This window comes from Streptomyces sp. Ac-502, from assembly GCF_045222935.1.
In the GTDB taxonomy this organism is placed as follows: Bacteria; Actinomycetota; Actinomycetes; order Streptomycetales; family Streptomycetaceae; genus Streptomyces; species Streptomyces monomycini.
This window is the reverse complement of record NZ_JBHFFO010000001.1, coordinates 1,879,675-1,892,053: the sequence shown is the minus strand read 5'-3', so window position 1 is coordinate 1,892,053 and position 12,379 is coordinate 1,879,675. Positions and strand designations below refer to the sequence as shown.

8 protein-coding genes and 2 pseudogenes are annotated in these 12,379 nt (G+C 72.1%); 1 reads left to right on the top strand and 9 read right to left on the bottom strand.

The annotated features are described in order from the left end of the window. Positions 1-2: 2 nt before the first annotated feature. The 9 genes and pseudogenes from ACEXOX_RS08500 to ACEXOX_RS08460 form a co-directional block, all read right to left on the bottom strand. Positions 3-1,355, bottom strand: a complete 1,353-nt coding sequence (locus ACEXOX_RS08500; RefSeq protein ID WP_406519796.1) for a pyridoxal-phosphate dependent enzyme — start codon at positions 1,353-1,355, stop codon at positions 3-5. Next, positions 1,352-2,902 (bottom strand): Y4yA family PLP-dependent enzyme, encoded by a 1,551-nt coding sequence (locus tag ACEXOX_RS08495; protein ID WP_406519795.1) that lies wholly within the window; start codon positions 2,900-2,902, stop codon positions 1,352-1,354. Before ACEXOX_RS08495 ends, ACEXOX_RS08500 begins: the two co-directional genes overlap by 4 nt. A 169-nt stretch (positions 2,903-3,071) precedes the next feature. After that, positions 3,072-4,642: pseudogene (locus ACEXOX_RS08490) on the bottom strand (APC family permease). 382 nt (positions 4,643-5,024) lie between these two features. Beyond that, positions 5,025-7,355, bottom strand: a complete 2,331-nt coding sequence (locus ACEXOX_RS08485; RefSeq protein WP_406519794.1) for a collagenase — start codon at positions 7,353-7,355, stop codon at positions 5,025-5,027. A gap of 260 nt (positions 7,356-7,615) precedes the next feature. After that, complete coding sequence (locus ACEXOX_RS08480; protein WP_406519793.1) at positions 7,616-8,350, bottom strand: GntR family transcriptional regulator; 735 nt, start codon at positions 8,348-8,350, stop codon at positions 7,616-7,618. A 127-nt stretch (positions 8,351-8,477) separates the two neighbouring features. Then, positions 8,478-9,778, bottom strand: a pseudogene (locus ACEXOX_RS08475) (ATP-binding protein). A gap of 495 nt (positions 9,779-10,273) precedes the next feature. Further along, a complete protein-coding gene (locus ACEXOX_RS08470; protein ID WP_406519792.1) occupies positions 10,274-10,486 on the bottom strand; it encodes a hypothetical protein in 213 nt (70 codons plus the stop codon). A gap of 2 nt (positions 10,487-10,488) precedes the next feature. Beyond that, positions 10,489-10,737 carry a hypothetical protein gene (locus tag ACEXOX_RS08465; protein ID WP_030021841.1) on the bottom strand — a complete coding sequence of 83 codons (249 nt, stop codon included), beginning with the start codon at positions 10,735-10,737 and terminating at the stop codon, positions 10,489-10,491. Between the two features lie 461 nt (positions 10,738-11,198). Further along, positions 11,199-11,777 (bottom strand): TetR/AcrR family transcriptional regulator, encoded by a 579-nt coding sequence (locus tag ACEXOX_RS08460; RefSeq protein ID WP_406519791.1) that lies wholly within the window; start codon positions 11,775-11,777, stop codon positions 11,199-11,201. 100 nt (positions 11,778-11,877) lie between these two features. On the opposite strand from ACEXOX_RS08460, the gene ACEXOX_RS08455 reads away from it, so the two are divergent. Further along, on the top strand, positions 11,878-12,336 hold the full coding sequence (locus ACEXOX_RS08455) for a nuclear transport factor 2 family protein (protein WP_406519790.1): 459 nt from the start codon (positions 11,878-11,880) through the stop codon (positions 12,334-12,336). The last annotated feature ends 43 nt before the right edge of the window (positions 12,337-12,379 follow it).

Here is a 12,379-nt window from a genome sequence, read left to right as displayed (position 1 = left end):
TGTCACTCCCGTACCAGCGGAGCGCCCGCGTCACGCCAGGCGATGATTCCGCCGCGCAGACTGCGGACGTCGGGGTGGCCCATGCGCGCCAGCAGCGCGGCGTACTTGGCGGACTGCTCGCCCACCGGACAGGCCAGCAGCACGGGCCGGCTCTTGCTGAACGGCAGCCCGCCGCGCACCAGTTCGCCGAAGAGCTCGTCGACGATGTTGACCGAACCGGCGATGTGCAGCGCGGTGTAGGCGAACGGGCTGCGCAGGTCCACGACGAGCGGCCGGTCGTGCTCGATCCACCGGCGGGCCTCCTCGACGTCGATGTCCGGCGCCCCGCGCACCTCGGCGTCGGAGAGGGTGGCGACGGAGTTCGGCTGCGGCGGCCGGCCCAGCAGCTCGGGCCGCCGCTGCCGTACGTACCCGAGATAGCTCTCGATGCGGTCGCACACGATGAACACGGCGGTCCGGCGCCCCGCCGGGCGGTCCGGATCCGAGTCGGGGCCCGGCGCCGGGCCGTCGTCCAGCTCCCGCAGGTGGCGTACGGCACCGAAGTACGCGGCCCCGCTGGTCGGCCCGGCCAGGATGCCGCACCGCCGGGCCAGCGTCAGCATCCCGTCGATCGCCTCGTCGGCGGTGACGGAGGCGATCGTGCCGTACGTACCCGGGTCGAACAGACCGACCTCCTGCACCTCGTCGATGGTGCGGATGCCCGGCACGAAGTCCGCCTTGTGCGAGACCAGCCCGACCACCTCCACCCGGGGATCGTGCTCCCGCAGTACCCGGGCCACCCCGGTGGACGAGCCGGCCGTGCCCACACAGGCGATGAACCAGTCCGGCGCCCGGCCGTCCAGATCCTTGACGATCTCCGGGCCGGTGCCCTCCACATGGGCCTGGGTGTTGCGGTCGTTGTAATACTGGTCCGTGTACAGGTAGGCGCTGCCCGGTTCGGTGAGCGTCTGATGGAAGTGGGTCAGCGGATCGTCGGTGTTGGTCGGATCGAGACACTCGGTCTGCCCCGGCAGCTCCTCGACCTCCGCGCCCAGCAGCAGGAGGAGATCCTTGATCTCCGGTATGCGCATCCGGTTCGTGACCGTCTTGAACGGCACCCCGTGCATACCGGCGAGGACGGCCAGCGCCTTGGCCGTGTTGCCGCTCGACAGCTCGATGACCGTACGGTCCTCGGCAGCGGCGGCGGGCAGCCCCGCGCGCACCATGTTCCAGGCCGCCCGGTCCTTGACCGAACCGAACGGGTTGAGCATCTCCAGCTTCGCGTACAGATCGATGGTGCGCAGGCCGTGCACGGACGGATCGATGCGTACGAGCGGGGTGTTTCCGATGGCGTCGGTGATGCGCTCGAACCTCATGCAGACCCTTTCCTCCGGCGGTTCACGTGCGGCCAGTACTGTTCGTCCAGGCACCAGTGCCAGGAGGCGTCCTCCCGGCCGGCGCCGTCGGCCGGCCCGTCCTGCCATACGGCGACCTTGCGGGCGACGGGCTGCTGCTGGGCCTCGTCCGCGCTGAAGTCCATGCAGTATCCGGCGGTGTTCGCGAAAGCCAGCAGGTCCCCGGGGTGCGGTGCGCTCGGCAGATGGACCGCGCGCCGCGTGATCATGTCGGCCTCCAGGCAGAGGTTGCCCGCGAGGTAGCAGGTCACCGGCCCGGCGTCCGGGGCGCCGCCCGGCGCGGCACGCGGGACGAGGATCGGGTCGACGAGGACGCCGTGCTCCTCCAGGCCGATGTCGTCGGCGTTCGCGTCCAGACGCACCAGGAGGTGGCCGGGGCCCGTACGGCCGGCGGCTTCTGCGCGGTCGGCGGTGTCCGTCCGCTCGGCGGTGTCCGTACGGCGTACCTCCAGCACCCGCGCCAGCGTGACCCCGCACTGGTCCACCAGCGCGCGCCCGGGCTCCGTGTGCAGCTCGTACAGGTTCTCCAGCAGCAGCGTGGCCAGCGGGCGGCCCAGGGAGGGGGCGGGGAGCGAGAGGAGCGCGTCCAGGTACTGGGCACCGGCGGTCGGCCGGTGGGCCGGGTACAGCGCGAGGGCGCCGCGCAGTGTGCCGTTCTCGTTGCGCAGCCCGTAGGTGTGGCGGCGCCAGGTCATGGGCGGGCGGGTGCCGAGCGCGGCGTTGGTCAGTTCCGTCGTGTACCGCTGCCACTGCGCGCCGTCGGCGAGGTAGTCGGTGCCGAAGCCGCCGCCGATGTCGACGGCGCGCGGGGTGAAGCCCCGGGCCCGGCAGGTGTCCAGGGCCTTGACGCACCCTTCGAGGGCCACCGCCTTCTCGGCCGGGCTGGTCGTGTCGAGGTGGTAGCCCACACCGGTCAGCTCCACCGCGTCACGGTGGCGTTCCACCGACTTCAGCAGGCCGTCCAGCTCCGCCTCGGCCGTGCCGAAACGGCTCTGCCGGGTCAGCAGCCGGACACCGGGGGTGCAAAAGCCGGAGAGCCGCAGCAGGATGCGGGTGCGGGGGAGGCGGTAATCCCGTACCAGGGCGGCGAGTTCGGCCAGTTCCCCCGGGCTGTCGATGTTCACGGTGGTGCCCGAACGGGCCGCCAGCCAGAGGAACTCCGGATTCTTCGGCCCGGTCGCCATGACGCGGTCCGGTACGAATCCGGAGCCCAGGGCGTGCTGGAGTTCGCCGAGGGAGGCGACGTCCACGGCGGCTTCCGTGGCGGCGAGCCGCCGTACCAGGGCGCTGGAACGGTTCGCCTTGTGTGCGAAGAAGATGCCGCCGCTCAGGTGGTGCCGGCGGTAGACCGCCCGGAAGGCGGCCAGGTTCTCGGCCATGCGGTCCGGTAACACGACGTTCAGCGGCGACCCGAGCCCGCCCGCGAGGGTATGCAGAAACGTCCTTGCGCGCAGCAGGGACGCCAGCCGGGACTCCAACCGCGGTTCGAGGTACAAGGGAACGTCCATACGCAATACTTCCCCCGGTACGGACCCCAGGCCACCTCATCCGCCGAACCGGCCGGGGCGGACCGGCCGCGGGCACCGGCTCCCCGCCGCCTGCCCGCCGCCTCCCCGACATCTTGCCGCTGCCGGTCCGCTGCCGGTCCGTCCCGGCCCGCGGCCGTTCCGTCGCCGGTCACCCGGTGGCGGTACGTGACTCCGTCAGATGCCGGACGCCGGACCGCACGGCCCAGAAGAAGACCACGACCGCGAAGGCCGCCACGACCAGCGAGTCGTAGGGGGCCGGCAGCCGGTCGGCGCCCCCGAAGCCGCCCAGCCACGACAGCACGGTCAGCACCGCCAGATACGTCACCAGCCAGGCGCCGGTGCGCAGTTCGGCGAGCAGCGGCAGCCGCCGTCCGGCGCCGTCCCGGTCGCCGACGGCGTCCGCCGGGCCGTTCCCGGAGCGCCGCATGGCCAGGAAGATCAGCAGTCCGGCGAGAACCAGCGGCAGGGCCAGACGCAGGGTGTGCCAGCCCGACCAGTACACGAACTCGGTGGCCACCACGAAGCTGACGGGTGCGATCCAGCGCAGGCCCGGCACCCAGCCGGTCGTGCTGCTCCCCGGATCGGCGAGGAAGACCGCGGCCGCGACCGCGGAGGCGCCGTAGATCAGCAGATACATGTTGCCCATCACGCTCACGATGTCCTGCCAGCCGCCGAACGGCAGCAGGAAGATCACGATGACCGCGAGGTTGATCGCCAGCGCACGGCGCGGCACGCCGAACCGCTCGTTGACCTTCATGAAGAACCGGGGGATCGTGCGGTTCTTGGCGAGCGCGTAGGTGTGCCGGGCGTTGATGGCCACGCCCACGTACGCCGAGCCGCCGGGGAGATCACCGCGTCCGCGTACAGCAGGCTGGACAGCCAGTGCAGGTTGAGGATCAACGCCAGCTGCCCGAACGGGGACTCGAAGGAGACGCCCTTCCAGCCGCCGCCGAGCACACTCTCGGGGACGGTGAACAGGAACGCCACCTGGAGGGCCAGGTACATGGCGACGGCCAGGCCGATGCCGGTCAGGACGGCCGCGGGGATGGTCTTGCGCGGGTTGCGGGCCTCGCCGGAGAAGTCCAGCGGCGCCTGGAAGCCGTTGACCGAGTAGACGATGCCGCCGCCGGCGAGCGCGGTCAGGCAGGCGGCGTACCCGTACGGTGCGAAGCCGCCGTGGTCGGTCAGGCGCCCGTCGTGCCAGCCGGAGGCGATCAGCGCGACGACGGTGATCACCGGCACCGCGATCTTGAACACCGAGATCAGGTTGTTCAGCCGGGCGAACAGCCGCACCGCGTACCAGTTCAGCGCCGTCAGCACCACACTGAGCGCGGCGGCGACGCTCACCCCGGTCAGGGTCAGGGTGTGGCCGCTGTAGAGCCCCGGCACATAGTGCGCGGCGTACTGCATGATCGCGCTGATCTCGGCCGCGGTGCCGCCCACCGAGAGCAGCACCGACCAGCCCACCAGGGTGCCGACCAGCCGGCCACTGGCGAACAGCGGCCAGCGGACCGTACCGCCGCCCTCGGGCCGCGACGCGCCCAGTTCGATCATGACCAGGGCGACCAGGCCGCACAGCAGACCCGCGCCGATCCAGGACAGCAGGGACGCGGGGCCCGCCGTCTGGGCCGCGTACAGGGCGGCGAACAGCCAGCCGGACCCCACGATGTTCGAGAATCCGATCGCGGTCAGCCCCCAGAACCCCAGGTCGCGGCGCAATCGGCGCTCCTGTGCCACCACGGGCGCACCGGCCTCGTCGACCTCACCCGTCACCTGCCGTTCCGACACCGAACTTCCTCCCTGACGTCCCTACCGACGGCGCACGCCGCACGGGCGCGGGGCGCACCCGCGGTTGCGTGCCCCTGCGGATTCTGCCGTTCCGACGCGGTGCGGACGCACGTCACCACGCACGGCCGGACCTCGGGTGTCCGAAATGCCCGGTCGGGAGGGGAGGGCTCCGGCGGCAACCTCGGTGGCACGCCTGCCGGGAGAAAGGGAGATTACGGCTGTGTGAAATCTACGTGCGGTTGTTCGAAACACCCCCTGATCGGGGGCGTGGGACGGGGCGCGGACCGCCTTTCCGCGCCCCGCCGCCCGCCGGTCAGCTGCGCAACGGGCCCTCGCACGTGAAGGACGCGCTCCCGGCCCGGCCGTCGGACCAGACGTCCACGGCCCCGAAGAAGCAGTCCATGTCGGCGAGGTTGTCGGCCGCGGCACCGGCGCGGTCCAGCAGGAAGTAGTCGACGGTCTCCGACATGTCGGCGAACACCCGGTCGGGGTCGCGGGCGGCGGAGAGGTTGGCGGTGATCCGGCCGGTGCAGGTGAAGCGGGCCCGGCCGGCCGTCTCGCCGCTGCCCGTGCAGGCCGGGGTGAGGGACGTGGCCGTGGCGAGGGCCGCCCGGACCTCGGACGCCTCGGCGAAGCGCAGCGAGGCGACCGGGTGGAAGGTGGTGCGGGGCACGTACAGGCCGTCGACCTCGGCGATCCGCGCGTCGAGGAACGCGTCGTAGGCCCGCTGGAGCGCGCCGTCCGCTCCCAGCCTGCTCCGCCAGGCGTCGAACCCCTTCGGGTCGTCGGCGCGCTGGTAGCCGTACATCTCCCGGATCAGCGACGGGCGCTGCTGCCACAGGAACTCGAAGAAGGTGCCGGCGTAGTGGTAGAAGCGGAAGCCGTCGCCGGCGTACGTGGCGTGCAGCAACCGGTCGACACTCATCCGCGGGCCGCCGCCGGCCGTGTCCGCGATGACGCCCGCGACCAGCGATTTGCGCACCCGGACCCCGTCGTCGCGGGTGCCCCCGGCGAAGAACTCGGCCGTCCCCTCGTCCATGGCCGTGGTGAGGTCGCCGGTGTACCAGGGCGCGTCACCGAAGCTGCCCGGTACGGCCCAGCGGCCGTTGAGGTAGTGGGTGTACTCGTGCCGGAACAGCTCTTCGAGGGTGAGGGTGGAGTCCTGCGGCACGCGCCGCTGGTACGTGTAGAAGGTCGCCCCGTTCTCGATGTAGACACCGCCGTTGTCGGTACCCATGCCGGTCAGCAGCGGGTGCATGATCTCGTACTCGGACCGGGACGCGTACAGGTGGACGTGCAGCGCGGCGTTGGTGTCACCGGCCAGCGGCGTGTCCGTGCCGAGCACCCGGAAGAACTGGGATCTGACCTTCTTGCTCGCGTAGTAGAGCTGGTCGACGGTGGTCCGGTCGAGCGCGGTACGGACTTCGAGGGCGCCCCGGTCGTAGGTGTACGTGTGCGGGAAGATCTCGCGCTCGATCTGCGGGAGGCAGATGGCGTACCGCGCGCAGACGCCGTAGTAGTTCAGCCAGCCCGCCACACCGGCCCAAGGCGCGCTGCGGCGGCCGAAGTTGGTCTCCGCGTCGGTCAGCAGCGCGCCGAGGTCGCTGACGACGGCGGGCTTGAGTTCCTCGATCTGCCCGAAGCGGCCGTACTCGCCCAGGGCGTCGCGCACCACCCAGGCGTTCGCCGTCCCCTTCAGGTGCGTGTGTCCGGAGAAGGCGCGGAAGGCGGCGCGGTACGCGGCGTCGGCGGTGACGGCCGCCCGGAAGGCGGTGTCGTTGTTGCCGGGGTACACGCCGAGGTAGTTGACGGTGAGAGCGGCAAGGGCTGCGCCGCCCCACACCGGGTCCGTGGCGGTCGGCTTGCCGGGCCCCATGGTGCCGAGAACCCTGGTGATCAGCGGGAGTTGGTGCTGGCGCAGCCCGGGCGCGCTCGCCGTCGTGAGGGCTTCCCGCAGCGTCTCGGCGTTGTGCCGGGTGGGCTCGAAGGTGCGGGCTGCGGTCCCGTACGCGGCGACGGCCGCCCGCATCGCCCCGACCGTGGGCGCGTCCGTCACATCGATCTCGCCGCGCGAGAAGTCGTGGTAGACGACGGCGTGCAGGTAGGTGAACAGCTCGTACAGGTGGGTGGCGTCCGTCGCGTCATGCCCCGGCGCGAGCGCACTGATCCGGCGGGACACGGCCTGTACGTGCGCCCGCGACATCACGGGGGCGAGCCGCGCGTCCCAGGTCCAGATCAGGCCGCGCAGACAGCCCTCGACGGTGACGGCCGGGTCGGTGAGGAAGCCGGCGAGGGCGTCCGGGCCGAGGCGGGTCAGCGCGTCCAGGGTGCAGGGGGCCGTGGTGCTCGGGCGGTGGGGCGCGTCGGAAGTGTCCCGCAGCAGGTCGCCGGGGGGACGGCCTCGGGGGACGCGGCCGTTGCCGGGCGGGAGGTCCCGCGCTGCCGGATCGGGGGCGTCGGCGAATCGGTCGGCCCGGTCGGTGCCACTGCCGTCCGGTCCGTGGGGGAGGCCACCGTCGGGGAGGCCGCCACCGGGGAGGCCGTCGCGGCGGCCGGCGGCCGGGCGGGTGCCGCTCCTTGGGCGGCCTGGGCCGCGGGGAGGGCGAGTCCCACCGACAGGACGGCGCTGAGCAGGCCCTTGCACACAGTGCGTAACGGAAACACCGGCTGCTCCTGTGGAGAGGCGTGTACGGCACGTACGCGCACGCGCGGCCGGGCAACTAGCGTCCCACATAAGGGGGTTGACGCTATGCCGGGCCGCTGTGCGCCCCGTAACCTAGTAATGTGACATTGCACTGACAACCCGTCGGATCCGTCTTTCGGCCCCCGGCTGCTCAGCGCTCCCGGCCCGTCGCCCCCGGACGCCCCGCCCCTGCCAGCCCGGGGCCTCGTCCGCAGCCGCTCTTAGGACCCCGAAGCCGTACGGGCCCGGGCCGTGGCCGCCCTCCGGCCGCCCCGCACGGCGCGTCGCCCGGCGGTCTCGTCCCCGGGCCGCGCCCACAGTGACCTCACATGCCCCAGATGGCGCGCCATGCACGCCTCCGCCCCCGCGGCGTCGCCCGCCAGCGCCAGGTCCAGCAGCTCCAGGTGCTCCTGCGCCGAAGGCAGCAGCTCGCCGCGCTCGTCGAGGCCGGTCAGCCCGTACAGGCGGGAGCGCTTGCGCAGGTCGCCGACGGTCTCCACGAGCCGCGCGTTGCCCGAGAGCGCCAGAAAGCCCAGGTGGAAGCGGCGGTCGGCTTCCAGATAGCCGATGAGTTCGTGGCCGCGCGCGGCGCGGACGATCTCCTCGGCGAGCGGACGCAGCGCGGCCAGCTGGTCGCGGCCGGCCAGCCGGACCACCCGGCCCACGGTCGGCACCTCGATCAGGGCACGGATCTCCGCGAACTGGTCGAGATCGCGCTCGCTCACCTCGGTGACCCGGAACCCCTTGTTGCGTACCGGCTCGACCAGCCCCTCCCGTGCCAGGTCGAGCATCGCTTCCCGTACGGGCGTCGCCGAGATGCCGAATCCGGCGGCGAGGGCCGGTGCGGAGTGCACGGTGCCGGGGCGCAGTTCGCCGGCGATCAGCGCGGCGCGCAGGGCGTGCGCCGCACGGTCGCGCAGCCGCTCCTGGCCGGTGATCGGTCCGAGGTGCTTCACATCGCCCCCTGGGTGGGCCCCTCGCGGGGGCTCCGTACCGGCGTCGGACAGGTGACCAGCGTACCGGTGACGTTACGTCAAGGTGCGTCCGGGCGGGGCTCGTTGGGCCGATTCGTCCGCAGCCCCCTCAGTGCTCCTGCGGGCCTTGCGGAGCGTCCGTCCCCGGAGCCACCGGTGTGTCGCCGTGCTGATCGTCCTCCGCCGGAGAAGTGCTGTCCGTCGCGGGACGCCGGTCCGTGTCCGGCAGGCGGACGGTGAGTTCGGCCACGGCGCCGCCGTCGGGCGCGTTGGAGAAGCGCAGGGTCGTACCGAGGACGCGGGCCTGCCCGACGGCGATCGTCAGTCCGAGGCCATGGCCGCCGCCCTTCCGGCCCTTCCCGGGCCGGGTGCGGAAGCGCTGGGGCCTTCGGCGAGCAGCTCGTCGGGGTAGCCGTCCCCGTGGTCGCGCACCGTGACCACCGGCCCGTCGACGGTCAGGACCACCGGCGGGCGGCCGTGCTTGTGCGCGTTGGCGACGAGATTGCCCAGGACGCGCTCCAGCCGCCGCTGGTCGGTCTCCACCCGGCAGTCCCGTACCACCCGGACCTCCGCCGTGCGTCCGGTGGCCCGTACCGCGCGCTCGGCCAGCGGCCCGAGCCGGTGCACGTCGAGATCGGCGCGCTCCACCTCCGCGTCCAGCCGGGAGATCTCCAGCAGGTCCTCGGTCAGCCGCCGCATGGCCTGGACACGCTCCTGCACCATCTCGGTGGGCCGCCCGGCGGGCAGCAGCTCGGCGGCGGCGTGCAGACCGGTGAGCGGGGTGCGCAGCTCATGGGCGACATCGGCGGTGAACCGCTGCTCGCTGTGCAGCTTGCTCTGCAGGCTCGCGGCCATCGCGTCGAGCGCGGCGGCCACGGCGGCGGTCTCGTCCCGCGCGTACCCGGGGCACCGCGCGCGAGGATCGTCCACCCGCGCGTCGAGATCGCCGTCGCTGATCCGGCGCGCCACCTGCGCGGTGCGGTGCAGACGCCGGGTGACGCTCCTGGTGGCGTAGAGGCCGACGACGAGCGTCAGGGTGATGGCGACGGCCGACGACCCGATGATGGCCTGGTCCAGCCCGCTGATGACCGCCGCCCGCTGGCTGTAGTCCTGGCCGACGGCCAGAACCCTGCCGTCGGCGGGCGTCACCGCCCACATCGTGGGGCGGCCGCCGCGCTCGCCGAGCTGGGTGCCGCGCTCGCCCCGCCGTGCCATGTCGCGCAGCGCGGGCGGCAGGCCCGGCGGGTCCAGGCGCGCGTCATGGCTGAGCGGTTCCCCGGCCACGTACGTCTCGACCACCGAGTCCAGCCGGTCCAGGGCCGCGTTCCGTGCCTGCTCCTCGCTCTGTCGGCTGACCAGGACGTGGACCAGCACGCCGAGGACCGCGGCCAGGAAGCAGCACATCACCATGATGAACAGCGCGGCCTTCCACCGCAGAGTCGCCGTCCAGGAAGGCAGCCGCCGCCACCGGTGCGTGCCGGCCCCCGGCTGGCCGGCGCTCACCGTGCGGCCTGCGGGGGCGGGGCGGTCGCGGGCACCTCTGCGGGCACAGACGTACGAGCCCGTGTCTGCCCGGGGAACGGCCGGGAGCGGGGGAGGCGCACAGTGTTTCCAGTCGATGGTTCGGGGCGCGGGCCAGGAGGAAAACCCTACGTCGAATGATGTTGGCTCCCCTCTATTGCGGCAATCCGGCGATCGCGTAACGACTGCTCATAAGAGGGTGAACGGTGTCGTCACTGCCTGTGGCGACGGCGGCCGACCGCCTGTCGCGACGATGGCCGACCGCCTGAGGGGCCCGCCCCGCCTGTCTCGCCCGCCCCGCCCGACGGACCGCAGCGGAACGCGGCCCCCGGTCCGAGCCGGGGGCCGCGCTTGCTTTTCCTACCGGTTGTCCGGTTTCGTGCCTCAGCCGAGCAGGTTGGTCCTGAGGTGGGTGTGGAGCTCCGCCGGAGAGCCCTCCAGCAGCGCGTCGGCGACCTCGACCTCGACCAGCTGCTGGCCCGGCCCGGCCACGAGGCCCACCTGTTCCGGGGCGGATTCGCCGGAGGCGGAGTCGGGGCCCTGCGCGGTGCCCACGATCGCGCCCGATGCGTCGAGCAGTACCTGAATCGTGGCCATGGCTACACGCTCCCGCCGCGCCATTGGAAGGTGACAGTCAGGGGTCCGGCATTACGGACCCGGGCCCGGTAGGAAAGGTGGTTGTTGCCGTCCAGCACTTCACCGATCTCCGTGGTGAACAAGAGCCCGTTGGGGTTGAGTGGGCGAGCCTGAATCAATTGCGGGCCGACGTCCCCGTTGCCGCCCCAGTCGAATGTCCATTCCTGTGTGGCACCTGGTGCGATGGTGCCACCTCCAGCGGTCCACGCCATACCGTGCTCCTCGGTTCGTAGAACTCGTGCTCGGATTTCCCGTCCGTACGCACGGGGAGAACCCCGCAGGTGGGGGCAGGACGGCAAGCGTCACGGGTGCCTGGCGGCCGGACAAGAGGAAGGCCGAATTCATCGCGCACTTCACCGAGGAATTGGCGCAGCCGCGTGGACGCGGCGAATGCGGCGGGCTGCCCGGCTACGCCCGACGAAGGAATCCGCGGCTGTCGCGCGTGACGCAGTACCGGGCGTGAGGTAGTACCGGGCGCGACGCGGTACCGGGCGTGATGCGGTACCGAACGCGACGGAGGCCGAAGTTCGGGTGTCGGGAAATGCGGTGTTCCGTTTCCGTTTCCGGATGAGCACGGCGCGCTGAGGCTTTCCCCAAAGCATTGCCCGAGGAGTGCGTTGTCCCTACTTCGGGGGCATGACTCAGGGCCTCAGGACCCCAAGGCCTCATGTGCTTAGTTCCCTCCCGGCCCCGTCGCCGCCCTCACCAGTGTCACGGCGGCATCGCGGGCGCGCAGAGCCGTGTCCGGGTCGCCGTTGATGGTGGCCGTCGTGATGGCGCCGTCGATCAGCAGCGTCAACTGCTCGGCCAGCGCGGCCGGATCGCCGGCCGGCAGCTCCCGTACGAGGCCGAAGACGTACGCGTACACGGCGTCCTTGTGATCGCGCGCGGCGCGGGTCACCCCTTCGGAGACCGCGCCCAGCTCGCCGAAGGCGTTGATGAAGGCGCAGCCCCGGAAGCCCGGCGTGGTGAACCAGGCGTGCAGCCAGTCGAAGACGGCCGCCGGCGCGTCCTCGGGCGTGGTGGCGTGCTCCTTCACGTGGCCGGCCAGGGCCGCGCGCCAGCGCTCGTCGCGGTGCCGGAGGTAGGACTCCACCAGCTCGTGCTTGGAGGGGAAGGACTGGTAGAGCCGCTTGAGGGACACGCCGGACGCGGCGCGGATCTCGTCCATGCCCACGGCCTGGATGCCGCGGGCGTAGAACAGTTCCTCGGCGGCGTCGAGCAGCCGTACCCGGGCTTCTTCCTGGTGCACGAGGGCCTCCCGCTTTCGCCGAGAACGATCGTTCTCTAGAGTAGCGGAGGACGCGGAGAACGGCCGTTCTCCGTGTGGTTCCTCCTGCAAGGAGTCCGTCATGTCGCCACGCCCCCCGCTCCCGCCGTTCGACCGGGAGAGCGCCCTGCGGAAGGTCCAGGCCGCCGAGGACGCCTGGAACACCCGCGACCCCGAACAGGTGGCCCTCGCCTACACCGAGGACACGGTCTGGCGGAACCGGGACACTTTTCTCACCGGCCGCGCCGAGATCACGGCCTTCCTCCGCGAGAAGTGGTCCCGGGAGCTCGGCTACGCCCTGCGCAAGGAACTGTGGTCCTTCCAGGACGACCGGATCGCGGTGCGCTTCCAGTACGAGTGCCACGACGCCACCGGCCAGTGGTGGCGCGGCTACGGCAACGAACTGTGGGAGTTCACCGGCGAGGGCCTGATGCGGCGCCGCGAGGCGAGCATCAACGACGTACGGATCAGCGAGGCGGAGCGGCGCATCTTCGGCCCGCGGCCGGCCGAGGAGGCCCGGACCCTGATCCCGGTCCGGTGAGTCCGGTGGGTCCGGTGGGTCCGGTGAGTCCGGTGACCTGAGC

Excerpts from the sequence above, each read along its gene's own strand:
- ACEXOX_RS08495 (WP_406519795.1), bottom strand. The coding sequence starts at position 2,902 with ATGGACGTTCCCTTGTACCTCGAACCGCGGTTGGAGTCCCGGCTGGCG.
- ACEXOX_RS08500 (WP_406519796.1), bottom strand. The coding sequence starts at position 1,355 with ATGAGGTTCGAGCGCATCACCGACGCCATCGGAAACACCCCGCTCGTA.
- ACEXOX_RS08465 (WP_030021841.1), bottom strand. The coding sequence starts at position 10,737 with ATGGCGTGGACCGCTGGAGGTGGCACCATCGCACCAGGTGCCACACAG.
- ACEXOX_RS08455 (WP_406519790.1), top strand. The coding sequence starts at position 11,878 with ATGTCGCCACGCCCCCCGCTCCCGCCGTTCGACCGGGAGAGCGCCCTG.
- ACEXOX_RS08470 (WP_406519792.1), bottom strand. The coding sequence starts at position 10,486 with ATGGCCACGATTCAGGTACTGCTCGACGCATCGGGCGCGATCGTGGGC.